This is a genomic window from Mycobacterium sp. DL592 (genome assembly GCF_011694515.1).
Classification (GTDB): Bacteria; Actinomycetota; Actinomycetes; order Mycobacteriales; family Mycobacteriaceae; genus Mycobacterium.
The window spans coordinates 2,509,819-2,534,342 of record NZ_CP050192.1; the positions used below are offsets into that span (position 1 = coordinate 2,509,819).

Below are 24,524 nucleotides of genomic sequence, written 5' to 3' on the forward strand. Positions count from 1 at the left end.
GTGAATGCTCGTGAGCACCGAACCCGGATACCGAGCCCCCGTCGTCACCGTCGCCACCTCGCTGCCCAAGCGCGGGATCGGCTCAGCGGTGCTGGTCGTTCCCATCGTGACCGGCAGCGTGGCCGGCGGTGACGCCGACGGCAGTCCCAAGGTGGTGGGTGGCCCGTTCCTCGACGCCGAGGCGATCGGCGAGATCGAGGTGGCGCTTCGGGCGCTGGGTGCCAAGGGCGGCGCCGAGCAGGTGACCCGCCTGCATGTGCCGTCGCTTCCGGTGGGCAGCGTGCTGGCCGTCGGGCTGGGTTCCGTGCGTGACGAGTGGCCCGCCGAGGTGATCCGGCGCGCCTCGGGCGTGGCCGCGCGGTCGCTGGCGGGCGTCGAGTCGGTCATCACCACGCTGAGCGAGCTGCACCTGGAGGCCGCGGTCGAAGGCCTGATCCTCGGCGGCTACCGCTTCACCGAGTTCCGCAGCGCCAAGACCGCACCCAAGGACGCCGCCCTTGCCAAGATCACCGCGCTGAGCACGGCCGCCGGTGCCAAGAAGGCGGCCGCCCGGGCCGCCGACATCGCCGCCGCCGTCAACACCGCCCGCGACCTGGTGAACACCCCGCCCAGTCATCTGTTCCCCGCCGAGTTCGCCAAGCGCGCCAAGGCCCTTGGCGAGGCCGCCGGCCTGGAGGTCGAGGTGCTCGACGACAAGGCGCTGGCCAAGGCCGGTTACGGCGGCATCGTGGGCGTGGGCAAGGGCTCCTCGCGGCTGCCGCGGTTGGTGCGGCTGGCATACCGGGGCGGCAAGAAGAGCTCACCCAAGGTCGCATTGGTCGGCAAGGGTGTCACGTTCGACACCGGCGGCATCTCGATCAAGCCCGCCGCCTCGATGCACCACATGACCTCCGACATGGGCGGCGCCGCGGCGGTGATCGCTACGGTCGTGCTGGCGGCGCGCCAGGAGCTTCCGATCGACGTGATCGCAACGGTGCCGATGGCCGAGAACATGCCGTCGTCGACAGCGCAGCGTCCCGGTGACGTGCTGACCCAGTACGGCGGGATCACCGTAGAGGTGCTCAACACCGACGCCGAGGGCCGGCTGATCCTGGCCGACGCCATCGTGCGGGCCTGCGAGGACAAGCCGGACTACCTGATCGAGACCTCCACGCTGACCGGTGCGCAGACCGTCGCGCTCGGCGCCCGCACGCCGGGCGTGATGGGCAGCGAGGAGTTCCGCGACCGGGTGGCCACCGTGTCACAGGCCGAGGGTGAGAACGCCTGGGCCATGCCCCTGCCCGAAGAACTCAAGGACGACCTGAAGTCGTCGGTGGCCGATCTGGCCAACGTCAGCTCACAGCGTTTCGCGGGCATGCTGGTGGCCGGGGTGTACCTGCGCGAGTTCGTCGCCGAGGGCGTCCAGTGGGCGCACATCGACATCGCCGGGCCGGCCTACAACACCTCGGGACCGTGGGGCTACACGCCCAAGGGCGGCACCGGTGTTCCGACGCGGACCATGTTCGCCGTCCTGGAAGACATCGCGAAGAACGGCTAAAGCACCTTGCCGCGGGCGGTGCTGCGCAGCGCCTGCGGCGCGATCCTCGAGACCCCGTAGAGCAGGTAGGCCTCGGGGGTGACGGGCCGGATCGGCTTGTTCTTCTTGACCGCGGACACGATGGCCGCTGCCACCTTGTCCGGGGTGTAACTGCGCAGCGCGAACATCTTCTCCAGCTGCGCGCGCCGGCCCGCGACGGTGTCGTGTTTGTCCTGCGGGGCGTGCATGGCGGTGGTGGACACGATGTTGGTGTTGACGACGCCGGGGCAGATCGTCGTGAGACCTATTCCGGCCGAGTCGAGTTCGGCGCGCAGGCAGTCGCTGAACATGTACACCGCGGCTTTGGATGTGCAGTAGGCGTTGAGTGACTGCAGCGGCGCGTAGGCGGCCATCGAGGCGACGTTGACGATGTGGCCGCCGGTGCTGCGGTCGACGAGGCGGCGGGCGAAAGCACGGCAGCCGTTGACGACACCGCCGAGGTTGACGTCGAGGACCTTGTCGAACTGCTCGGCCGGGGTGTCCAGGAACGCACCGGCGACACCGATGCCGGCGTTGTTGACGACAATGTCGGGCACCCCGTGGGCCGAGCACACCTCGTCGGCGAACCGTTCGACCGCCTCGGCGTCGGAGACGTCCAACGGGTAGGCGTGCACGGGCCCGCCGAGGGCGGCGATGAGCCCGGCGGTCTCCTTGAGGCCGGCTTCGTCGATGTCGCTGACGACGAGTTCGGCACCGTCGCGGGCGAAGGCCAGTGCGGTCTCGCGCCCGATGCCGCTGCCAGCACCGGTCACCGACACGAGCGTGTCGCCGAACTGTTTGCGCGGCCGGTCGACCTGGGCGCGCAGCAGGGTGCGGGCGGCCGGCTTGCCGTCGAGGTGGTCGGCGAGTTCGGTGACCGCGTCGGCCAGCACCTTGGGGTGCGAGAACGGCGCCCAGTGCCCGGCACGGATGTCGCGCCGCCACAGCCGCGGCGCCCACCGCGGGGTGTCGTCGTAGACGTAGGGCCGCACGTAGGGATCGTCGAGGTTGACGATCAGCTGCACCGGGACGTCGATGTAGCGGTCGGTGCGGGCCCGGCGCAGCGACCGGAAGAAGTTGGCGCGGTATATCTTCATTCCGTTGGCGGCGTCGGTGACGTAGGTGGCGCCATCGTGCACCTGCGCCGCGGGGATCCCCCGGATCATCAAGTGCCGCAGTCGTTTTGCCCCGACGCGCATCAGCGCAGGCGCCAGGACCGGCACGGAGAAGCCCGCCATGTAGCTGAGGTGGCCGGCCTGGGAAAGCGCGCGGGAGAACCGCTTTGGCCGATACGGCCGCTTGAGGCCGTCGCGCACGTAGCGGCTGAAGTGGTCGGCACATGGGCCCGACACCGACGTGAACGAGGCCACCCGGTCGGCGGCACCGGGTCTGGACAGGTACTCCCACATGCCTGCCGAACCCCAGTCGTGGGCCAGCACGTGCACCCGCTCCGTGGGGCTGAGCTCGGCGACGACGGCCGCGAAGTCGTCGGCGAAGTTCGGCATCGTGTACGACGACGCCTTCTGCGGCGCCGACGACGCCCCGGCCCCGCGGTTGTCGTAGCGGATGATGCGGAATTTCTGCTCGAGCAGGGGCATCACCCCGTCCCACAGCACGTGCGAGTCCGGCCAGCCGTGCACCAGCACGACGGTCGGGCCCTCTGGATTACCTTCTTCGTAGACCGCGATGCGAGTCCCGTCAGTGCTGTCGACGAAGCGCGTGGGCATCAGACCCCTCCCGAGAGGATTACCTGTAACGGCCAGTAGCTCATACCGTTGGTACCGAACAACTTTGACCCTGCCCGCCGCGACGAGCCGCTGTCAAGACACCTCAGCGTTCGCCGAGTTCGTCCCGCAGTGCCCGGCGGCGCTCGATGCGGCGCTTGGCGTCATAGTTGCGCATGCGCTGTGGGTAGCCCACTTTCTGCACGTCGTAGACCGGAATCCGCAGCTGTTCGCCGAGGCGTCGCGCTCCGGCGGGACCGCCGGTCGGCCTGCGTGTCCACTCCCCGTCCGCGGCCACCAGCACCACGGTCATCGGTGTGACGCTGGTTTGGGGCTCGACGAAGGCTTCCACTCCGGTGCGTTGGGCGGCCCACTCCCGCAGGTGTTTCTGGTCGGCTGCCGACCCTGACACGCTGCGGCGGCCGGATCGGAACCTGTCGAACAACCCCAACTTCGGCTGAACTCCTTTCAACGGGCTTTCTTCGATGGTGCCAGAGAAAAAACATGCTTCGCCCTGAGTGCGTGCCAGTGGCCCGGTGATGACAGGATGGACATAGACCCGCACGCCTGACCGTTCGAGGGAGTCATCACCTATGGCCGTCTCCGTCCAGATGCCCGCACTCGGTGAAAGCGTCACCGAAGGGACCGTCACCCGCTGGCTCAAGCAAGAGGGCGACACCGTCGAGGTCGACGAGCCACTGCTGGAGGTGTCCACCGACAAGGTCGACACCGAGATCCCCTCGCCCGCCTCGGGTGTGCTGACCAAGATCGTCGCCCAGGAAGACGACACGGTCGAGGTCGGCGGCGAGCTGGCGGTCATCGGCGAAGCAGGCGAAGCGGCCGCGTCCGCTCCGGCGCCGGCCGAGCAGGAGAAGCCCGCCGAGGAGCCGGCCGCTGCGCCCGCGCCTGCGGCCGAGGAGACCGAACCCGAACCGACACCCAAGCCCGAAGCCGCACCGCAGCCGGCAGCACAGTCGTCGGGATCCTCGACACCGGTGCTGATGCCCGAGCTTGGCGAGTCGGTCACCGAGGGCACCGTGACGCGCTGGCTCAAGAAGGTCGGCGACGCTGTCGCCGTCGACGAGCCGCTGGTGGAGGTGTCCACCGACAAGGTCGACACCGAGATCCCCTCGCCGGTGGCCGGCACGCTGATCGAGATCACCGCCGAGGAGGACGTGACCGTCGCCGTCGGCGGCGAGCTGGCCAAGATCGGTGACGCCGGCGCCTGTACGAGCCTCCATCGTCATGCCGGACAGAACTACGGCAATGCTCGTGTGCGTCAATAAAACTGGAACGTGTTGCAGTGGCGTGTTGGCAGAGTAGTGCACTTAACGCTCGTCTGGAAGCAGTTCTCGCGAATCGAGACCATGGGCGGGTCGCGATGCCGGAGGGGTTGCCACGGTCGCCCAGTGGACCGCACAAACAGGACCCGTGGCAGGGCGCTCCCACCCAGTGGGATGCCCCTCACCGGGACCCGAACCTGTCCCACAATGATCGAGCGTCATCGCCAATCGACCCGGAAATCAGGAGCAGTTCGCCATGGCCAGCAGTCAGCGTTACTCCGACCGCCGCGTTCTCGTCACCGGTGGCGGATCGGGCATCGGCCAAGCTGTCGTCCTGCGCATCCTCGACGAGGGCGGCCAGGTCGTTGCGGCCGATATCAGCGAATCCGGCCTGAAGGACACCACCGCCAAGGCCGGCGATTTCGCCGCCCGGTTGTCCACGGTCGTGGTGGACGTGAGTAGTGAGGACTCGGTTCGATCCGGTGTCGGCGAAGCGATCGCCACACTCGGCGGCCTGGACACCCTGGTCAACGTGGCCGGCATCCTGCGGTCGGCACATTTCGAGCAGACGTCGCTGGCCGATTTCGAGCAGGTGCTGCGGGTCAACCTCGTCGGCACATTTCTGGTCACCCGGGAGGCGTTGCCGGCACTGCGCGCTGGTGTCGCACCGGCGGTGGTCAACTTCAGCTCGACCTCGGCAACCTTCGCCCACCCTTATATGTCTGCCTATGCCGCCTCAAAGGGTGGCGTCCAGGCGATGACCCATGCGCTGGCCGCCGAGTTCGCCAAGGACGGCATCCGCTTCAACTCCGTGCAGCCGGGCTCGATCTCGTCCGGCATGACCGACGGCACCGGCGAATCGAAGCAGAGCGTCGGCCCGGGACTGCCCGAGGACGTCAACTACAAATTGTTCGCCAGGGTTGCCCCGCTGTTGCCGTTGCCCGAAGGCGCGATCTTCGCCAATCCTGACGCTGTCGCCGCAGTCGTCGCGATGCTCGGCAGCCCCGACGCCTTCTTCGTCTCGGGTACCGAGGTGCGCGTCGACGGCGGCGCCCACATGTGACTCAGGCGCTGATGCCTGCGGTCAAGATGGCGGCCAGCTCCCGGTAGGCCGCGGCATCGTCCAGGCCCGTTGCGGCGCGCACCGTCCCCTGCTGGATCCGCACCATCGCGGCCGCGGCGAGATCGGCGGCATACGCGGCATGCACGTCGCGGAACTCCCCCGCAGCGACCCCGTCGGCGATTAGCTCCCCCACCCGGCGAGCCGCGATCGTGGTGTTCTGCTCGTAGACCGCACGGGCCGGCCCGAACGCGTCCAGGTCGGCCATGAACCGATCGGAGGCTGCCTCCAGGGCCGCTCCGACCGCGGTCAGGTAGGCGGTGATCCGGTCCCGTGCACCCGCCACGCCGGCGACTCGCTTCTCCACATCGTCGGTGGCCCGCCGGAAAAAGTGCACGGTCACCGCGTGAACCAGTTGTTCCTTACTTCCGGCGAGCGTGTACAGCGTGCCCTTCGAACAGTGCAGGCGCGAAGCGATGTCCTCCAGGGTGAGGTGGGCGAACCCCTCGGCGAGAAACAGCCGTAGCAGTGCGTCGAACAGCTCGCTGCGGCGTTTGGTGCCGAAGTCCGGTCGGGTGGCCATCACCGTATAGTACTGAAAGTCATAACAAAGTACTGTTTCTGGTACTAGCAGAGAGGCCGCAGATGCCCGTCGACCGACTCCTTCCGACTCAGGACGCCGCTGATCTCATCGAGCTCACCCGCGACATCGCCGACAAGATCCTCTCCCCGATCGTCGACGAACACGAGCGCTCGGAGACCTATCCGGACGGCGTGTTCGCGAAGCTCGGAGCCGCCGGGCTGTTGAGCCTGACGCAGCCTGAGGAGTGGGGCGGGGGCGCTCAGCCCTACGAGGTGTATCTGCAGGTACTCGAAGAACTCGCGGCGCGGTGGGCAGCCGTGGCCGTCGCGGTCAGCGTGCACAGTCTGTCCTGCCATCCGCTGCTGGCCTTCGGCACCGAGGAGCAGAAACAGCGCTGGCTGCCCGGGATGTTGTCCGGCGATCAGATCGGTGCGTACAGCCTGTCCGAACCGCAGGCCGGTTCCGACGCCGCCGCACTGCGGTGCGCCGCAGTGCCTGTCGGGGACAACTACGTCGTCAACGGTTCGAAGGCGTGGATCACCCACGGCGGGCGCGCTGACTTCTACAACCTGTTCGCCCGCACCGGGGAGGGCTCCTCCAAGGGCATCAGCTGCTTCCTGGTTCCCGGCGACCAGCCGGGCCTGAGCTTCGGCAAGCCCGAGGAGAAGATGGGGCTGGCCGCGGTGCCCACCACCTCGGCGTTCTACGACAACGCCGAGATCGGGGCCGACCGCAGGATCGGCGCCGAGGGCCAGGGCCTGCAGATCGCGTTCAGCGCACTGGATGCCGGCCGGCTTGGTATCGCCGCCGTCGCGGTCGGTATCGCACAGGCCGCCCTCGACGAAGCCTGCGCCTACGCCAACGACCGAACGACGTTCGGCCGCAAGATCATCGACCATCAAGGCCTCGGCTTCCTGCTGGCCGACATGGCCGCCGCCGTGGCAAGCGCCCGGGCCACCTATCTCGACGCAGCCCGGCGCCGCGACGCCGGCCAGCCGTACTCGCAACCCGCGAGCATCGCCAAGCTGGTCGCCACTGACGCCGCCATGAAGGTCACCACCGACGCGGTCCAGGTGCTCGGCGGCGTCGGGTACACCCGCGACTACCGGGTGGAGCGCTACATGCGGGAAGCCAAGATCACGCAGATCTTCGAGGGAACCAACCAGATCCAGCGATTGGTTATCGCACGCGGGCTCGCGGCGGTCTGAACCGGGTTAAGATCCGTCCATCGACACCGGAGACCGGTGCCGTCCGACGGAAAGCCGCGCCCCTACCGGGGGTCTGACGAGGGATTCCATCGAAAAAATCCAACTTCGTTGCGGAATCGGTTGCGCGCAGCCCGCAAATCCGCGATCGTTTAGCCACGGGAGCCGATGCATCGCCATGTCTGTCGGCCGACGGGATTGAAGGAGGACGGGCCCTGACCGATACCGGCGCCACCGCCACCGAACAGACCACCGGAGCACCCGGAACCAAGCGAGCCGACGGCAAACCCGTGATCGAGATCGATCACGTCGTCAAACGGTTCGACGACTACATCGCCGTAGACGATGCCGACTTCGCCATCGGGGCCGGCGAATTCTTCTCGATGCTGGGCCCGTCGGGCTGCGGCAAGACCACCACCTTGCGCATGATCGCGGGCTTCGAGACCCCCACCGAGGGTGCGATCCGCCTGGAGGGCGTCGACGTCTCGCGGACGCCGCCCAACAAACGCAACGTCAACACGGTTTTCCAGCACTATGCGCTGTTCCCCCACATGACTGTGTGGGACAACGTCGCCTACGGGCCACGCAGTCAAAAGAAAGACAAGGCCACCGTCAAGAAGAGCGTCGACGAGATGCTCGAGGTGGTTCGGCTGACCGACTTCGCACAGCGCAAACCCTCGCAGCTGTCCGGTGGCCAGCAGCAGCGGGTCGCGCTGGCCAGGGCGCTGGTGAACTACCCGAGCGCACTGCTGCTCGACGAACCCCTGGGCGCACTCGACCTCAAACTGCGCCACGTCATGCAGTTCGAACTCAAGCGCATCCAGCGCGAGGTCGGCATCACGTTCGTGTACGTGACGCACGACCAGGAGGAAGCGCTCACCATGAGCGACCGCATCGCGGTCATGAACCAGGGCAAGGTCGAACAGATCGGCACCCCCACCGAGATCTACGACCGGCCCGCCACGGTGTTCGTGGCCGGATTCATCGGTCAGGCCAATCTGTGGCACGGCCGCCAGACCGGTCGCGCCAACCGCGACTACGTCGAGGTCGAGGTCCTGGGCAGCACGCTTCGCGCCAAGCCGGGCGACACCCATATCGAGCCGGGTGGCCAGGCCACCCTGATGGTTCGCCCCGAACGGGTGCGGGTGGCCATGGAACGTCTGACCGGTGACGTCGCGGCGGTGCCCGCCAAGGTGGTCGACCTGACCTTCCAGGGACCGGTCCTGCGCCTGTCGCTTGCCGCCGACGACGGCTCCCCCATCGTCGCCCACGTCGGGCCCGAGCAGAACCTGCCGATGCTGCGGCCCGGGGACGATGTCTACGTCGGCTGGTCCCCCGACGCCTCGCTGGTACTGCCGGCCGCCGACATCCCGACCACCGAAGATCTCGAAGAGATGCTCGACGACTCCTAGGCCGCCGCGCACCGACCCGCCAACCTCCACTCACCAGTCGCACTTCCCTTACGAAAGGCATTACGGCACATGGCCAAAGAGACCGACCCCAGGATCCTCGCCCAGCTCGCGTCACGCCGCCGGTTCATCGGCGGTGGTGCCGCCGCGGCGGCGGCCCTGGTCTTGGGCCCCTCCTTCCTCGCCGCCTGTGGCAAGTCCGACAACTCCTCGGGTGCGTCGAGCGGACCGGCGACGCCGTCCGACGACGGCAAGCCGGCCACCGGCAAGTTGCGGATCTCCAACTGGCCGCTGTACATGGCCGACGGATTCGTCGCCGCGTTCCAGACCGCGACCGGTCTGACCGTCGACTACAAAGAGGACTTCAACGACAACGAGGAGTGGTTCGCCAAGAACAAGGAGCCGCTGTCGCGTAAGCAGGACATCGGCGCCGACCTGGTGGTGCCCACCCAGTTCCTGGCCGCCCGCCTCAACAGCCTGGGCTGGCTCAACGGGATCAGCGAGAGCCGTTGGACCAACAAGAAGAACCTGCGCCCCGACCTGCTGGATGCCAAAGCCGATCCGGGCCGCAAGTTCAGTGCGCCCTACATGTCGGGTATGACGGCGCTGGCCTACAACCGCGCCGCCACCGGCCGCGACATCACCAAGATCGACGATCTGTGGGACCCCGCCTTCAAAGGCAAGATAAGCCTGCTGTCGGACATGCAGGACGGCCTGGGCATGATCATCATCTCCCAGGGCGGTTCGCTGGACAACCCGACGATCGAAAGTGTCCAGAAGGCCGTCGACCTGATCAAGGAGCAGAAGGACAAGGGTCAGATCCGCCGCTTCACCGGCAACGACTACGCCGACGATCTCGCGGCGGGCAATGTTGTTATCGCCCAGGCCTATTCGGGTGACGTAGTGCAGCTGCAGAAGGACAACCCGGACCTGAAGTTCGTGGTACCGGAGTCTGGCGGCACCACGTTCGTCGACACGCAGGTGATCCCTTACACCACTCAGAACCAGAGGGCCGCCGAGGAGTGGATCAACTACGTCTACGACCGGGCCAACTACGCCAAGCTGATCGCCCACACGCAGTACGTGCCAGTGCTCTCGGACATGACCGACGAGCTGAACAAGATCGATCCGGGCCTGGCCTCCAACCCGTTGATCAACCCGCCGAAATCCACCCTGGACAAGCTCAAGTCGTGGACGGCGCTCACCGACGAGCAGACCCAGGAGTTCAACAAGGCCTACGCCGCAGTTACCGGCGGCTGACGCCATGGCCGGTGTAGCCAGTAGCAACCGGCAGCGGAGCAAGCTGGCTCCGTACCTGATGATCCTGCCGGCGCTCGTGTACCTCGGGGTCTTCTATGTGGTGCCGTTCATCTCGCTGTTCCGCACCTCGCTGTCGAGCATGGGCGGCTCGGTGTACATGCCGAAGCTCACCTTCGGCTGGAACTTCAGCAACTACGGCAACGCGCTGAGTGAGTACAAGGAGCAGATCCTGCGCTCGTTCGGCTACGCGTTCTCCGCCACTGTGCTGTGCATCCTGCTGGCTTTCCCGCTGGCCTACGTGATCGCGTTCAAGGCGGGCCGGTACAAGAATCTGTTGCTGGGCCTGGTGATTCTGCCGTTCTTCGTGACGTTCCTGATTCGCACGCTGGCGTGGAAGACCATCCTGGCCGACGACGGCTGGGTGGTCAGCGGGCTCAACGCGATCGGGCTCCTGCCACCGGACGGCCGACTGCTCTCGACCAGTTGGGCGGTGATCGGCGGGTTGACCTACAACTGGATCATCTTCATGATCCTGCCGCTGTACGTCAGTCTGGAGAAGATCGACGCCCGGCTGCTGGAGGCCTCCCGCGACCTGTACGGCAGCAACCGCCGGATGTTCGGCAAGGTGATCCTGCCGCTGGCCATGCCGGGCGTGCTGGCGGGCAGCATGCTGGTGTTCATCCCGTCGGTCGGCGACTTCATCAATGCCGACTACCTGGGCAGTACCCAGACGAAGATGATCGGCAATGTGATCCAGCGGCAGTTCCTGGTGGTCAAGGACTATCCGGCCGCCGCCGCGCTGAGCTTCGTGCTGATGGCCCTCATCCTGGTCGGTGTGCTGCTCTACACGCGGGCACTGGGTACGGAGGATCTGGTATGACTTCCCAGCGAGAAGCGAAGGCGGATCGCGCATGACTTCCCAGCGAGAAGCGAAGGCGGATCGCGCATGACTGAGGCAGGGGTGGCTATCGCCCAGACAATCGACCACGGTGGCCTGGCCAAACCGGGCCGCAGCTTCCGCGGCACGTTCAAGCTGGGCGACCTGACGCTGCGCATCATCGCGGGGCTGGTGCTGTTCTACCTGTTCCTGCCGATCCTGGTGATCATCGTCTTCTCGTTCAACAAGCCGGCGGGGAAGTTCAACTACACCTGGCAAGGCTTCACCTGGGACAACTGGGCGAACCCGTTCAAGTACCCGGCGCTGACCGAGGCACTGAAACTCAGCATCAACGTGGCTGCGGTGTCGACACTGATCGCCTTGGTACTGGGTACGCTGGTCGCGGTTGCCCTTGTGCGCCAACGCTTCCGGGGCAGCCAAGCGGTAGACACCTTCCTGGTGCTTCCGCTGACCTCACCCGAAGTGGTGATGGGCGCCTCGCTGCTGACACTGTTCCTCGACCTCGGCTGGGCCACCGGTTACACCACGATCGTCATCGCCCACATCGCCTTTCAGATCAGCTTCATCGCGATGACGGTGCGGGCCCGGATTCGCGGGTTCGACTGGACGCTGGAGGACGCCTCGCTGGACTTGGGAGCCAACGCGACGCGGACGTTCTTCAAGGTCACCCTGCCGCTCATCGTGCCCGGCATCGTGGCGGCCGCGATGCTGTCGTTCGCGCTGTCGCTGGACGACTTCATCATCACCTACTTCGTGAGCGGCTCGACGGTGACCTATCCGCTCTACGTCAACGCAGCGGTGAAAGCGGCTGTGCCGCCGCAGATCAACGTCTTGGCCACCGCCATCCTGGTAATCAGCCTGATCCTGCTCGGCATCGGCACGCTGTACCGCCGTAAACGCGGAGCCTGAGCACCGGCACGCTTATCCTTGGCGGGTGAACGTCGAGTCGATTCTGGAGTCCATCCCACCGCTCGCGGTGTACCTGGTGGTGGGTCTCATCATCGGCATCGAAAGCCTCGGCATCCCGCTGCCCGGTGAGATCGCACTGGTCAGCGCGGCTCTGCTGGCGTCCCGGCACACGCTCGACATCTCGGTGGTGTGGGTGGCCGCGGCCGCCACGATCGGTGCCATCATCGGTGACACGATCGGCTACACCATCGGCCGCCGCTTCGGTATGCCGTTGTTCGAGCGGCTGGCCAAGCGGTTCCCCAAGCACTTCGGGCCCGGTCATGTCGCGCTGGCCAAACAGCTCTTCAGCCGCTGGGGGGTGTGGGCGGTGTTCTTCGGCCGCTTCATCGCACTGCTGCGGATCCTGGCGGGCCCGCTGGCCGGGGCGCTGCGGATGCGCTATCCGCACTTCCTGGCCGCCAACGCCAGCGGCGCGATCTGCTGGGCGGGCGGTACCACCGCGGTGGTGTACTTCCTGGGGCTGGCCGCCGAGAAGTGGCTGTCCCGCTTCTCCTGGGTGGCTCTGGTGGTGGCGATCGTCCTGGGCATCGGGATGACGATGCTGCTCAAGGAACGCACCCGCGCGCTGATCGGGCAACTCGAGGCCGAGCACGACTGGGAGACGCTGCGCCACGCGAAGTGACGTGGCACCCCGCGGTCGATACGGTTTGCGGGCCGGGGTTGCGGGGAAGCCCAATTGCCATGGCCGACAATATGGTGCACGGCACCGTGCACCGGATGACCGACAGCAGCGCGTTCGAGACCACTGCCCGGGTGGGTTACGCCGTCAGCGGGGTGCTGCACCTGCTCATCGCCTACATCGTGGTGCGCCTGGCGTTCGGTTCGGCCGGCAACGCCGACCAGTCCGGGGCGCTGGCCACCCTGGCCGCGCAGCGCGGTGGCGCGGTGGCGTTGTGGGTGGTGGCCGTCGGCCTGGTGGGACTGGCCTGCTGGCGTCTCGCCGAGACCGTGGTGGGATCGCATCCCAACGAGCCCGGTGACCGCGACGAGGGCGCCAAGAAACTCGTCAACCGCGGGAAGTCGATCGCGCTGGCGGTCGTCTACGCCGGGATCGCCCTTACCGCAATCCGTTTCGCCACCGGCGGTGGCAAATCCAACAGCGCCGAGAACGCGAGTCTGACCGCTCGGCTGCTGCAGTCCGGCTGGGGCAAGGCCGTCCTGCTGGTCGCGGCGATTGCGATCATGGCCGTCGGCGGCTATCACGTCTACAAAGGGATGTCACGGAAGTTCGAGGACGACCTCAAGATGACCGGCCGAACCGCGGTGACCGTTCTCGGCACCGCCGGGTATGCCGCCAAAGGTCTGGTTCTCGGCGGAGCCGGGGTTCTGCTCGTCGTGGCGACCCTGACCGCCGATCCCGCCAAGGGCGCCGGATTGGATGCCGCGGTCAAGAGCCTGGGTCAAGCGCCGTTCGGCAGGGTTCTACTTGTCGCGGCAGCACTCGGGCTGGCCGCCTACGGCGGTTACTGTTTCGTGCTGGCGCGCTTCGCCCGGATGTAGGGCCGCGTGCGGGTCACTCGGTGAAGTAGGTGAGCCGGCTGATCGCCCGGCCGCGGTGATCGAGTTCGGCGACCACCACCGCGGGCGACGGGCCGGCCATCGAAACGGCCACCGAGGACCCGGAGGCGAGGATCTTCGTAGGCCGGCGTTCCCCGAGTGCCTCGCGAAAAGCACTGAACTTCAACGCTTTGTCCCCGCGGGTGATGGTCGCACCGGAGGTCAACGCCCGCCTGGCGCGCAGCTCGTCACCCACGGCGATGGCGTCGAGGAAGGCGCGCACCGTCTTCTTACCGCGCACCCGGGGTCCGCGAAATCCCGCTGCGAATCCCGCCGCACCCCGCAGCCCCTGATTGGCCAGCAGGGCGCGGCCCAGCGCCACACTCTGCGGACCGGCTGCCAGGCCGTTGCCGATGAACTGCAACACCATCGCAGGCAGCTCCCAATAGGCCCGCAGCCGTTCGAATTTCCACTCGCCACCGACCTGCCGCAGGTCGTAGCGCAACACCGCGGGGATGCGCATCGTCACCGCCGGACCCATCCCGACCTCGAGCACCACGTCCCTGATCACGGCCGAACCGCAGACGATGTCGGCGTCGTGGTGGAAGACGATGTTGCGTGGCGCGATGAACGTCTCGTAGAACCGCCCGATCGCGAGCGATCCGGTATGCGGTGTCGACCCCACCGGGTCCTCGACGCGACCGTCCTCGGTGAACAGCCCGACCCACCCGGCGCGATCATGGGCAGCGGCCGCCTGCGGCGAAAGATCAACCGCAGCAACAAGTTCCGAGCGCAGCGCAGACATCAGGCAGTGCGCACCAGTTCCACTCCGTGGTCACGCATCACCTCGAGCGCCGCATCCGTCGTCGCCGGGGCGACTCCGGCCGTCAGGTCGACGAGGACCCGGGTCTTGAAGCCGGCATCGGCGGCGTCGTCGGCCGTGTCGCGCACGCAGTAGTCGGTGGCGATGCCGACGATGTCGACCTCGTCCACACCGCGGTGACGCAGCCAGTCTTCGAGCGTCGTGTCGTCGGCCGCGCCCTCGAACCCGCTGTAGGCAGCGGTGTAGGTGCCCTTGTGGAACACCGCCTCGATCTCGGTGGTGTCGAGCTCCGGGTGGAATTCGGCGCCCGTGGTTCCCGCGACGCAGTGCGGCGGCCACGAGTCGACGTAGTCGGGTTCGTCGGCGAAATGACCGCCGGGGTCGACGTGGAAGTCCTTGGTCGCCACCACGTAGGCGTAGCCGTGGTCACCGGCCAGCAGGGCGTTGATCGCCCGCACCACAGCCGAACTGCCGGCCACCGCCAGTGACCCTCCCTCACAAAAGTCGTTCTGTACGTCGACGACGATGAGCGCCCGCATGCTGCCACCGTATCGGCGAATCGGCTGCGGTCACAGCAGTACAGTGAGACCGCCAAACCGCCAGACGAGGATGCCCAAGTAGCGAGATGACACTGTTCGACTTCTTCCAGGCCGAGGAACTGCCCGTCCCGGCGATCAGCACCGCACAGGCCCGCGACGTCGCCAAGGCGCATTTCGGTGTTGACGCCGAGGTCACCGCGCTGGGCAGCCAGCAGGACGCCAACTTCTTGCTCACCGGCGCCGGCGGCGAGCAGATCGGCGTACTCAAGATCGCCAATCCCGCCTTCTCCCGCATCGAACTGGAGGCGCAGGACGCGGCCGCGGCCTACATCAGCGCCACCGAACCCGGCGTGCGGACCGCCACCAACATCGAGCTCGCCGGCCACCCGCCGATCGCCGAGCTGCGCTCCGAGGACGGGTCGGCACTCTTCGGCCGCATCATCGCCCACCTGTCCGGCGGCACCCTGAGCGGCGACGGCTACGTCAGCCCGGAGCAAGCCGCCGCGTTGGGCACACTGGCCGGGCGCACGTGCCGTGCCCTGGCGGGCTTCGAGCATCCCGGCGTCGACCGCATCCTGCAGTGGGATCTGCGCCACGCCCAGCGCACCGTCGAGTTCCTGGCCGGACACGTCGCAGACGGCCACCGCCGCGAGACCATCGAGGCCGCCGCCGCGGCGGCCTGGCAGGTGGTCGCCGATCTCGCCGAGGACCTCCCGATCCAGGTGATCCACGGCGACATCACCGACGACAACGTCGTGTGCACCGCGCTCGGGGGCGGCCGGATGCCCGACGGCATCATCGACCTCGGCGACCTGACCCGGTCATGGACGGTGGCCGAACTGGCGATCGCGGTGTCCTCGCTGCTGCGCCACGAGGGCGGTGAACCCGTCGCGACACTGCCCGCCGTCGCCGCGTTCCACGCCGTGCGCCCCCTGTCGGCGGCCGAGATCGAGGCGCTGTGGCCGCTGGTCGTGCTGCGCGCTGCCGTGCTGGTGGTCAGCGGCATCCACCAGGCGAGCATCGACACCGACAACGAGTACGCCACCGGCGCACTGGACTTCGAGTGGCGGATCTTCGAACGCGCCATCGAGGTGCCGGTCGAGGTGATGACCGCGCTCATCCGTGATCGTCTCGGCGCGGCCCACCCGGCTGATCCGGTGATCCCGGATACGGCGTTGGTGGGTGGTCTCGACACCGACTCGGTGGTCCGGCTGGACCTGTCCGTCGAATCGGATGCCGTGGACTCCGGCGCCTGGCTGGATCCGGCGTGTGAGACCACTGCCGCGGCCGAGGCGCTGGCCGACGGCGCCCTTGCGGTAGTCACCACATTCGGCCAGCCTCGGGTGAGCCGGTCGGTTCCGTTGAGTGCGGAGTCGCCGGCGACCGTGGCCACCGGAGTGGACCTGTGGCCGGGCACGCCGCTGACGCTGACCGCGCCGTGGTCGGGCGTGGTCGAGGCCGCGACCGCCGACACCGTCGTCGTGACCGGGACGGCCGGCTCCGTCGAGGTACGTGGCGCAGTGCGCGTCGACGACGGGCTGCGGGCGGGCCAGAGCGTTGCCGCCGGAGCGCCGCTGGGCGTCGCCGAGGGGCAGATCTGGATCCAGGGCCGCCGTCAGCCCGATGCGGCGGTACCCGACTTCGTCCGCCCGGAGTACGCGGCGGGCTGGCTGAGCCTGGTCTTCGACCCATCTCCCCTGTTCGGGCTGTCGCCCTCAGCGGCGTCAGCAGGCGACAGCGAGGCGCTGTGGCGCCGGCGGGCGGATTCGTTCGCCACCGTCCAGGAGCACTACTACCTCAACCCACCCCGGATCGAGCGGGGCTGGCGCGAGCACATGCTGGCCACCGACGGCCGCAGCTATCTGGACATGGTCAACAACGTGGCGATCCTGGGCCACGGCCATCCGGTGCTCGCTGACGCGGTCGCACGCCAGTGGCGCCGGCTCAACACCAACTCGCGGTTCAACTACGGCGCCGTGGTCGAGCTCTCCGAGCGGCTGGCCGCGACCCTTCCCGACCCGCTGGACACCGTGTTCCTGGTGAACTCCGGTTCCGAAGCCGGTGACTTGGCGCTGCGCCTGGCGATGGCCACCACCGGCCGCCACGACATCGTCGCGGTCGCCGAGGCCTACCACGGCTGGACGTATGCCACCGATGCGGTGTCGACCTCAGTGGCCGACAATCCGAACGCGCTGGAGACCCGCCCGTCGTGGGTGCATACCGTGCCCTCACCCAACGCCTACCGCGGCGATCACCGCGGCAGGGAGGCCTCCAAGTACGCCCCCGAGGCCGTCAGAATCATTGAAGACCTTGTCGCTCAAGGATATCCACCGGCTGCGTTCATCTGTGAGCCGTTCTACGGCAATGCCGGCGGGATGGAGCTGCCCGACGGATACCTGCGGGCGGTCTACGGCGCGGTCCGCGCCGCGGGTGGTCTGGCGATCGCCGACGAGGTGCAGGTCGGTTACGGCCGCACCGGCCGCTGGTTCTGGGCCTTCCAGCAGCAGGAGGTCGTGCCCGACATCGTCACCGTGGCCAAGGCCATGGGCAACGGCCAACCGCTGGGCGCAGTGATCACCACCCGGGAGATCGCCGAGAGGTACCGCACCCAGGGCTACTTCTTCTCTTCCGCGGGCGGCAGCCCGGTGTCGTGCGTGGTCGGCCTGACGGTGCTCGACATGATCGAGAAGGAAGGCCTGCAGGAGAACGCCCTGACCATCGGCGACCACTTGAAGTCCCGCATCGACGCTTTGGCCACCCGGCATGAGCTGATCGGCACCGTGCATGGCAGCGGGCTCTACATGGGCATCGAGCTGGTGCGGGACCGCGCCACGTTGGAGCCCGCCGCCGAGGAGACCTCCGCGATCTGCGAGCGGATGCGCGAACTCGGCGTCATCGTGCAACCCACCGGGGACCGGCAGAACGTGTTGAAGGTCAAGCCCCCGATGTGCATCACCCGTGAGTCGGCGGACTTCTTCGTCGACATGCTCGATCGGGTGCTCACGACCGGGTGGTGAGCCAGTCGCGCTGACGCGCCACGAACGCCGCATCGACGGCAGCGCCGTGTCCGGGGATGTAGATCGCGTCCGGCCCGCCGAGGGCGAGCAGGCGATCCAGGGTGCCGATCCAGGCCCGGACATCGGACTCCGCGTTGATCGCCGGGTCGGCGGATTCCTCGACGAGGTCACCGCAGAAGACCACGGTGCGATGCTGGGCACCGACCGGGGCGACGACCACCACCAGGTCGTGGTCGGTGTGGCCGCGACCGGGGTGTTCGACGCGGATCGTGCGGTCACCGAGGTCGAGGTCCACCTCGGTGATGACGTGGTCGGGTGCCCTGGCGGCGGCGATCGCCCGGTCGAGTTCACCCGCGTCGGCCCCGTACTGCAGGGCGTGCGCGCGAACCTCGCCGATCCCCGTCGTCAGCGCCCGGGCGACGGCCGGCGGGGCGTAGCTGATGGCCCCGCCGAACCCCGGCGCTCCCAGTATGTGGTCAAAGTGGTGATGGGTCATCACGATGTGGGTGACCGCGGCGCCGGTAATGTCCGCGATATCACTGCTGAGCTGAGCGGCTTCCAAAAGCGTTGTCCCGCAATCGATCAGGACAACACCGTCGCGCCCGTGAACCAGCCCGACGGTGACGTCGAGGAACGGCAGCCGACAGCGGTGCACGCCAGGTGCCGGTGATTCCCACTCGTAGTACATGTGGCTGAAAATAGTCGCTGGCCGAGCCGTCCGCCCGGTACTTACGTTGCAACATGTAGCTAATCGAATTATAGTCCAGACACATGTCCAGACAGCTCGCCGCCGATGTCCGGATACCTCAACCATGACACATGCGAGCCTGACGGGTAACCCGGCCGCGTCGATCACGGACAGTTCAGGAGCATGACCATGCGAATTGCGTTGCTGTCCTATCGCAGCAAGACACACTGCGGTGGGCAGGGCGTCTACGTCCGTCACCTGAGCCAGGGACTGGTCGAACTGGGCCACCAGGTGGAGGTTTTCTCTGGTCAGCCCTACCCCGAGATTCTCGATCCGCGGGTCCGGCTGACCGAGGTACCGAGCCTGGACCTCTACCGCGAGCCCGACCCCTTCCGGGTGCCCCGGCCCAGCGAGATCCGCGACCGGATCGACCTGCTCGAACTGGCCACCATGTGGACGTCCGGCTTCCCCGAGCCGCGCACCTTCAGCCTGCGCGCCGCCCGCCTGTTGGCGAAGCGTCGCGGTGAGTTCGACGTGGTGCACGACAATCAGTGCCTGGGCACCGGGTTGCTCAAGATCGCCGCGAGCGGGCTGCCGGTGGTAGCCACCGTTCACCATCCGATCACCCGCGACCGGGTGTTGGACCTTGCCGCCGCGAAGTGGTGGCGAAAGCCTTTGGTGCACAGGTGGTATGGCTTCGCCCAGATGCAAAAGAAGGTTGCCCGCAACATTCCCGACCTGTTGACCGTCTCGTCGTCGTCGGCCACCGACATCGCCGACGACTTCGGCGTGAGCCCACAGCAGCTGCGGGTGGTCCCCCTCGGTGTTGACACCGAGCTGTTCAAACCGCGCGACCTGCCGCGCGTCCCGGGGCGCATCATCGCGATCTCGAGCGCTGACCGGCCGCTGAAGGGCATCGGTCACCTGCTTCAGGCAGTGGCCCGGCTGCGTGCCGAGCACGACCTGCAGTTGCAGCTGGTCGCCAAGCTGGAACCGAACGGCACCACCGAGAAGCTGATCGCCGAACTCGGCATCTCCGACATCGTGCACACCTCCAGCGCCCTGAGCGACGCGGAGCTCGCCGAGCTGTTCGCCTCGGCCGAAATCGCCTGCATCCCGTCGCTGTACGAGGGGTTCTCCCTTCCGGCGGTCGAGGCGATGGCCAGCGGGACGCCGATCGTGGCCAGCCGGGCCGGGGCGCTGCCCGAGGTGCTCGGAGCCGACGGTGAGTGCGCCGACCTGGTGACACCCGGCGACGTCGGTGAACTCACCTTCGCCCTGGACCGACTGCTCAGCTCCCCCGAGCGCAGGCAGTGGCTCGGCACCGCGGGGCGGCGCCGAGCGCTCGACGTGTTCAGCTGGGAATCGGTAGCCGCGCAGACAGTACGGGTATATGAACAGGCGATCGCCCGCACCGGGCGGGTCCACTCCGACATCGAGGTGGTCGACGAACCATGCTGACGGTGAACTACGACCGGCTGCACGTGGGGCCGGGAAGCAATGTGATCGACGTCGGATGCGGCGCCGGGCGGCACAGCTTCGAGGCCTACCGACGCGGCGCCAACGTGATCGCCTTCGACCAGGACGCCGAGGAACTGGCCAACGTCGACACGATGCTGCAGGCGATGGGAGAGGCCGGCGAGGCACCCGAGTCCGCCAAGGCCCAGGTGGTCGTCGGTGACGCGCTGGCCCTGCCCTACCCCGACGGCAGCTTCGACTGCGTGATCGCCTCGGAGATCCTCGAGCACATCCCCGACGACGACGCCGCAATCTCCGAACTGATCCGCGTGCTCAAACCGGGCGGCTCGCTGGCGGTGACCGTGCCGCGTTGGCTTCCGGAGAAGATCTGCTGGCTGCTCTCCGACGAATACCACGCCAACGAGGGCGGCCACATCCGGATCTACCGAGCCGACGAGCTGCGCGACAAGCTGGTCCGGGGCGGCCTGACGTTCACCCACTCTCATCACGCCCACGCGCTGCATTCACCGTTCTGGTGGCTCAAATGCGCTGTCGGCGTGGAAAAGCCGGAGCATCCGGCGGTCAAGGCGTATCACAAGCTGCTGGTCTGGGACATGATGTCGAGGCCTGCGCTGACCAGGGTGGCCGAGTCCGCGCTCAACCCCGTGGTGGGCAAAAGCGTCGCGCTCTACTTCGAGAAGCCGGTGACCGATGGCGCGGCAACCTGATCTCGACGGTGTGCCCGGCATAACCGGGATTCTCACTCCGCAACAGTGCCGCCAGACCGCGGAATCCATTGCCGCGGTGCAGGAATCCTCGGGTGAGATCCCCTGGTCGGAGACCGGGCACACCGACGTCTGGGACCACGTCGAGTGCGCCATGGCGTTGAGCGTGGCGGGGTTGACCGAGCCTGCCCGGGCAGCCTACGACTGGTGTCGGCGCGAGCAGCGCGCCGACGGTTCCTGGCCAATCCAGTACCGGCGCGGAGTCATCGAAGACGCCAACAGCGATAGCAACTTCTGCGCATACATCGCCACCGGTATATGGCATCACGTGCTGGTGACCGGTGACCGCCGCTTCGGCGAGCAGATGTGGCCGACCGTGTGCGCGGCCATCGACTTCGTCCTGGAACTCCAGGCCGGCACCGGTGAGATCTATTGGGCCCAAGGCCCTTCCGGGCCGCTACCCGAGGCGCTGCTGACCGGGTGTGCCAGCGTGTACCACAGCATCCGGTGTGCGCTCGCGCTGGCCGACTACGTCGACGACCCGCAGCCCGAGTGGGAGGTGGCACTGGGCCGTCTTGGCCACGCGATCAGCGATCACCCGGACTCCTTCACCGAGAAGCCCCACCACTCGATGGACTGGTACTACCCCATCCTCGGCGGAGCCGTGCGGGGGTCACAGGCCAACGCCCGCATCGCCGAACGGTGGGATCATTTCGTCGTCGACGGCCTGGGCATCCGGTGCGTCGATGACCGGCCCTGGGTCACCGGTGCGGAAACCTGCGAATTCGTGATGGCGCTGGACGCCATGGGTGAACGCCGTCGCGCGCTGACCCAATTCGCCGCGATGCAGCACCTGCGCGAAGCCGACGGTTCCTACTGGACCGGCCTGGTGTTCTCCGACGGCAAGCGCTGGCCGGTGGAGCGCACCACCTGGACCGGTGCAGCGATGATCCTGGCGGCCGACGCGCTGTCGGTCACGACCGGCGGCAGCGGGATTTTCCGCGCGGCCGAACTGCCCCGCGGACTCGAGGGCGACTACGACTGTGAGTGCGTCAGGCGCTGACGGGTTCCTCGCCTGCCGCTCCGGAGGTGCGCTCGAGGACCCGCAGCGAACCGAAAGCGCTCACCTCGGTGAAATGACCGGATTCTAGTGCGCGGCAATAGATGTTGTACGGCGGCCGGCCGCCGTCGCGCGGGTCGGGGAACACGTCGTGGATGACCAGCGTGCCACCGGGCGACACCCACTTGGCCCAGCCCTCGAAGTCCTGCTGGGCGGCGGTCTCGCTATGGCCGCCGTCGATGAACAGCAGCTGCAGCGGGGTGCGCCACCCGCGGGCGACCACCGGCGACTTGCCGACCACGGCGACGATGGTGTCGTCGAGGCCGGCGGCATCCAGTGTGCGGCGGAAGGTGGGCAGCGTGTCGAAGCGGCCGCTGACCGGGTCGACCATCGAGGTGTCGTGGAACTCCCAGCCCGGCTGGTGCTCCTCGGATCCATGGTGGTGATCGATCGTGTACAGCACGCTGTCGGAGGCGGCGGCCGCCGCGCCGAGCAACACGGTGGACTTGCCGCAGTACGTGCCGATCTCGACGGCCACCCCGTGATCGAGGTAGCGCGTCGCCGCGTCGAAGAGCGCGCGGCCTTCGTCGGCGGGCATGAACCCGATCACTTCGTCGGCCAGATCGAACAGTCGGGAAGTTTGCGCGGCAAGCGCGGTCTCGGTACGGCTCATGCACTGAACCTATCGTGTCGTCATGCCGGATGGCCAGCGCGCATCTTGTCGACCATTAGGCGTTGTAGTAGCGTCCGGACATGTGTCTGAACCGGTAGCTCGCGAAGCGACACGGCGCCGGTTGACAGCCAAGCAGGCCGCCACCGTCGATCGCCTCGGGCGCGCTGCGGTGGAGGTGCTGAGCCGAGAAGGTTTCGCCGGTCTGACGATTCGGATGGTGGCCGCCGAGGCAGGTGTGGGCGCGGCCACGGCATACACCTACTTCTCGTCCAAGGAGCATCTGGTCGCCGAGGTGTTCTGGCGCCGGCTGGCCTCGACCCCCGCTCCCCCGTTCGACTCCGCCGATCCGGCGGACCGCGTGGTGGTGGTGTTGCGCAACATCGCCCTGCTGGTCGCCGACGAGCCCGAACTGGCCGGTGCGGTGACCACCGCCCTGCTGGGCAAGGATCCCGACGTCGAGCACCTGCGCTTCCGCATCGGCAGAGAGATCCACGACCGACTCTGCACAGCCCTTGGCGCACAAGCAGATTCAGAGGTCGTCGAGTCTCTCGAGCAGCTGTGCGCGGGCACGCTGGTGCGCGCCGGGATGGGTTACGCTTCGTATACCGAGATCTCCTCGAAGCTCGAGCGGTCCGCGCGAATGCTGCTGAGCTGACGGCCCGACACTGAGTCGGCACCGCGGCGGGTTTGGCCGGGGGCGCGGCCGGGAACACCGGCGCCATGTTGATTCGCAGAGTGGCCCGTCCCATGCTGGCGGCCGTGTTCATCGGCCAGGGTATCGATGCCTTGCGCAGCCCCAAACTGGCAGCCGACGCCGCCCGCCCGACGTTGGAGGGACTGCAGAAGCTTCCTGACCCGATCGGCAGCGGCGTGCCCAGTGATGCGGAGACGTTCGCGAAGGTGACGGCCGCGGTTCAGATCGGCGGCGGGCTGTTACTGGCCACGGGCCGGCTGCCGCGGCTGGCCTCGGCAGCCTTGGCGGCCACGGTGATTCCGGCCAACCTCGGCGCGCATATGTTCTGGAACGAGAACGACCCGCAGCGCAAGACGCAGAAGCGACGGGAGTTCATGACCGACATCAGCCTGCTCGGCGGGCTGATCATCGCCTCTGCGGATACCGCGGGTAAGCCGTCACTGGGCTGGCGCGGGCGTCGCGCGGCGCGCAAGGTCACCGAGGCCGTCTCCGCAACGCTGCCCGGCTCAAGCTCGGCAGTGCTGGACAGCGAGTTGGCCGACAAGGTCGGCCATAGCCTGCACGTCGGCGCAGAGCGCGGCCGCGAACTGGCCCTGGTGGCAGGCGAACGTACCGCTCCCCTCTTGGAGGCGGCGCGCAAACGCGGTGCCGAGCTGGCCGACGTGGCTCGTGAACGCGGTGCAGAGGTGGTCGAGGTGGCCCGCGAACGTGGCGCGGAGATCGCCGAAGCGGCGCGTGAGCAGAGCGGCGAACTGGCCGACACCACCCGTTCGCGAGCCAAGAGGCTGGCCAAACGCTGAGGTTCTGATCAAGGCGCGGCGAAGCCTCAGATCCCGGCCGATCTGCGGGGTAGATTGAGTGCCCCATGACATCGGCACCGAGGAGATCTGATGACGACGGGTGACTACGACCCCAACGCCTACCCGCCGCCTAACCCCTAAGGTCAGCCTGGTTACCCGCCCCCGCCGCTTCCGGGTGGACAGCCCGGCGGCCTCGGTGTGCGTTTTGCCGCCCGGCTGATCGACGGCATCCTCGTCAGCATCGTCGCGGTCATCCTGGCGTTCCTGTTCCACGCGACGAGCAATATCCTTGTCACCGGCCTGTTTTCGGGCCTGCTGACGTTTGCCTACTTCTTGTTCTTCGAGGGCACCCAGGGCTGGACGCCGGCGAAGAAAATCCTCGGGCTCTCGGTCCGCGGCCCCGGTGGGGCACCCAAGCCGACCCTTCAGCAGGCGGCGATCCGCAACTCGTTCACCCTGCTGTCGGTGGTCCCCTACATCGGCGGGCTGCTCGGGGTCATCGCCTATATCGTCATCGCGGTGACGATCAACAACAGCCCGAGCAAGCAGGGCAAGCACGATGAACTTGCAGGCGGCACGCAAGTGGTCAAGGGCTGACGCCGAC

General features: G+C 67.6%; 23 protein-coding genes and 1 pseudogene. 17 read left to right on the top strand and 7 right to left on the bottom strand.

Annotated features, from left to right (window positions below; genetic code table 11):
* Positions 1-10 precede the first annotated feature (10 nt).
* A complete protein-coding gene (locus HBE64_RS12130; RefSeq protein ID WP_167102132.1) occupies positions 11-1,537 on the top strand; it encodes a leucyl aminopeptidase in 1,527 nt (508 codons plus the stop codon).
* Here the strand turns inward: HBE64_RS12130 and HBE64_RS12135 are convergent.
* Entirely contained in the window at positions 1,534-3,282 is a 1,749-nt protein-coding gene (locus tag HBE64_RS12135) for an SDR family oxidoreductase (protein WP_167102135.1), read from the bottom strand. The genes HBE64_RS12130 and HBE64_RS12135 overlap by 4 nt on opposite strands.
* 103 nt (positions 3,283-3,385) lie before the next feature.
* Positions 3,386-3,730 carry an oxidoreductase gene (locus HBE64_RS12140; RefSeq protein ID WP_167102139.1) on the bottom strand — a complete coding sequence of 115 codons (345 nt, stop codon included), beginning with the start codon at positions 3,728-3,730 and terminating at the stop codon, positions 3,386-3,388.
* Positions 3,731-3,872: 142 nt separating this feature from the next.
* Between HBE64_RS12140 and HBE64_RS12145 the strand changes: the two are divergent.
* A pseudogene (locus tag HBE64_RS12145) lies at positions 3,873-4,499 on the top strand (biotin/lipoyl-containing protein); the annotation flags it as partial.
* A gap of 319 nt (positions 4,500-4,818) precedes the next feature.
* Positions 4,819-5,625, top strand: coding sequence for an SDR family NAD(P)-dependent oxidoreductase (locus HBE64_RS12150; protein WP_167102142.1), 807 nt, complete (start codon positions 4,819-4,821; stop codon positions 5,623-5,625).
* A gap of 1 nt (position 5,626) precedes the next feature.
* On the opposite strand, the gene HBE64_RS12155 is transcribed toward HBE64_RS12150, so the two are convergent.
* The gene (locus HBE64_RS12155; RefSeq protein ID WP_167102145.1) at positions 5,627-6,205 is read right to left on the bottom strand and encodes a TetR/AcrR family transcriptional regulator; all 579 of its coding nucleotides are present in this window, start codon (positions 6,203-6,205) and stop codon (positions 5,627-5,629) included.
* A gap of 62 nt (positions 6,206-6,267) precedes the next feature.
* On the opposite strand from HBE64_RS12155, the gene HBE64_RS12160 reads away from it, so the two are divergent.
* From HBE64_RS12160 to HBE64_RS12190, 7 genes are all read left to right on the top strand, one after another.
* Positions 6,268-7,413: an acyl-CoA dehydrogenase family protein gene (locus tag HBE64_RS12160; RefSeq protein ID WP_167102147.1), complete on the top strand. Its 1,146-nt coding sequence runs from the start codon at positions 6,268-6,270 to the stop codon at positions 7,411-7,413.
* Positions 7,414-7,700: 287 nt separating this feature from the next.
* Positions 7,701-8,822 carry an ABC transporter ATP-binding protein gene (locus tag HBE64_RS12165; protein ID WP_167102150.1) on the top strand — a complete coding sequence of 374 codons (1,122 nt, stop codon included), beginning with the start codon at positions 7,701-7,703 and terminating at the stop codon, positions 8,820-8,822.
* Between the two features lie 69 nt (positions 8,823-8,891).
* Positions 8,892-10,079: a spermidine/putrescine ABC transporter substrate-binding protein gene (locus HBE64_RS12170; protein ID WP_167102152.1), complete on the top strand. Its 1,188-nt coding sequence runs from the start codon at positions 8,892-8,894 to the stop codon at positions 10,077-10,079.
* Between the two features lie 4 nt (positions 10,080-10,083).
* Positions 10,084-10,959 carry an ABC transporter permease gene (locus tag HBE64_RS12175; protein ID WP_167102154.1) on the top strand — a complete coding sequence of 292 codons (876 nt, stop codon included), beginning with the start codon at positions 10,084-10,086 and terminating at the stop codon, positions 10,957-10,959.
* A gap of 66 nt (positions 10,960-11,025) precedes the next feature.
* Positions 11,026-11,886 (top strand): ABC transporter permease, encoded by an 861-nt coding sequence (locus HBE64_RS12180; RefSeq protein WP_167102156.1) that lies wholly within the window; start codon positions 11,026-11,028, stop codon positions 11,884-11,886.
* Between the two features lie 25 nt (positions 11,887-11,911).
* Positions 11,912-12,568, top strand: a complete 657-nt coding sequence (locus tag HBE64_RS12185; RefSeq protein WP_167102158.1) for a DedA family protein — start codon at positions 11,912-11,914, stop codon at positions 12,566-12,568.
* Between the two features lie 59 nt (positions 12,569-12,627).
* A complete protein-coding gene (locus HBE64_RS12190; RefSeq protein ID WP_208300630.1) occupies positions 12,628-13,446 on the top strand; it encodes a DUF1206 domain-containing protein in 819 nt (272 codons plus the stop codon).
* A gap of 13 nt (positions 13,447-13,459) precedes the next feature.
* Here the strand turns inward: HBE64_RS12190 and HBE64_RS12195 are convergent, their stop codons facing one another.
* A complete protein-coding gene (locus tag HBE64_RS12195; RefSeq protein ID WP_167102160.1) occupies positions 13,460-14,248 on the bottom strand; it encodes a ketosteroid isomerase family protein in 789 nt (262 codons plus the stop codon).
* Positions 14,248-14,805: a nicotinamidase gene (locus HBE64_RS12200; RefSeq protein ID WP_167102162.1), complete on the bottom strand. Its 558-nt coding sequence runs from the start codon at positions 14,803-14,805 to the stop codon at positions 14,248-14,250. Before HBE64_RS12200 ends, HBE64_RS12195 begins: the two co-directional genes overlap by 1 nt.
* A gap of 86 nt (positions 14,806-14,891) precedes the next feature.
* Here HBE64_RS12200 and HBE64_RS12205 point away from each other — a divergent pair, with 86 nt between their 5' ends.
* Positions 14,892-17,822: an aminotransferase gene (locus HBE64_RS12205; RefSeq protein ID WP_167102164.1), complete on the top strand. Its 2,931-nt coding sequence runs from the start codon at positions 14,892-14,894 to the stop codon at positions 17,820-17,822.
* Here the strand turns inward: HBE64_RS12205 and HBE64_RS12210 are convergent.
* Positions 17,806-18,510, bottom strand: coding sequence for an MBL fold metallo-hydrolase (locus tag HBE64_RS12210; protein WP_167102166.1), 705 nt, complete (start codon positions 18,508-18,510; stop codon positions 17,806-17,808). The genes HBE64_RS12205 and HBE64_RS12210 overlap by 17 nt on opposite strands.
* A gap of 189 nt (positions 18,511-18,699) precedes the next feature.
* Here HBE64_RS12210 and HBE64_RS12215 point away from each other — a divergent pair, with 189 nt between their 5' ends.
* Genes HBE64_RS12215 through HBE64_RS12225 form a run of 3 tightly spaced genes read left to right on the top strand, consistent with a single transcriptional unit; the run spans position 18,700 to position 21,756 of the window.
* Positions 18,700-19,971 carry a glycosyltransferase family 4 protein gene (locus HBE64_RS12215; RefSeq protein WP_167109119.1) on the top strand — a complete coding sequence of 424 codons (1,272 nt, stop codon included), beginning with the start codon at positions 18,700-18,702 and terminating at the stop codon, positions 19,969-19,971.
* The gene (locus HBE64_RS12220; protein WP_167102168.1) at positions 19,965-20,696 is read left to right on the top strand and encodes a class I SAM-dependent methyltransferase; all 732 of its coding nucleotides are present in this window, start codon (positions 19,965-19,967) and stop codon (positions 20,694-20,696) included. Before HBE64_RS12215 ends, HBE64_RS12220 begins: the two co-directional genes overlap by 7 nt.
* Positions 20,680-21,756, top strand: a complete 1,077-nt coding sequence (locus HBE64_RS12225; protein ID WP_167102170.1) for a prenyltransferase — start codon at positions 20,680-20,682, stop codon at positions 21,754-21,756. Before HBE64_RS12220 ends, HBE64_RS12225 begins: the two co-directional genes overlap by 17 nt.
* Here the strand turns inward: HBE64_RS12225 and HBE64_RS12230 are convergent.
* A complete protein-coding gene (locus HBE64_RS12230) occupies positions 21,746-22,426 on the bottom strand; it encodes a class I SAM-dependent methyltransferase (RefSeq protein ID WP_167102172.1) in 681 nt (226 codons plus the stop codon). The two genes, HBE64_RS12225 and HBE64_RS12230, sit on opposite strands and share 11 nt — an antisense overlap.
* Positions 22,427-22,508: 82 nt before the next feature.
* Here HBE64_RS12230 and HBE64_RS12235 point away from each other — a divergent pair, with 82 nt between their 5' ends.
* From HBE64_RS12235 to HBE64_RS12245, 3 genes are all read left to right on the top strand, one after another.
* The gene (locus HBE64_RS12235; protein ID WP_167102174.1) at positions 22,509-23,081 is read left to right on the top strand and encodes a TetR/AcrR family transcriptional regulator; all 573 of its coding nucleotides are present in this window, start codon (positions 22,509-22,511) and stop codon (positions 23,079-23,081) included.
* 65 nt (positions 23,082-23,146) lie between these two features.
* The gene (locus HBE64_RS12240) at positions 23,147-23,920 is read left to right on the top strand and encodes a DoxX family protein (protein ID WP_167102176.1); all 774 of its coding nucleotides are present in this window, start codon (positions 23,147-23,149) and stop codon (positions 23,918-23,920) included.
* Between the two features lie 198 nt (positions 23,921-24,118).
* A complete protein-coding gene (locus tag HBE64_RS12245; protein WP_167102180.1) occupies positions 24,119-24,517 on the top strand; it encodes an RDD family protein in 399 nt (132 codons plus the stop codon).
* The last annotated feature ends 7 nt before the right edge of the window (positions 24,518-24,524 follow it).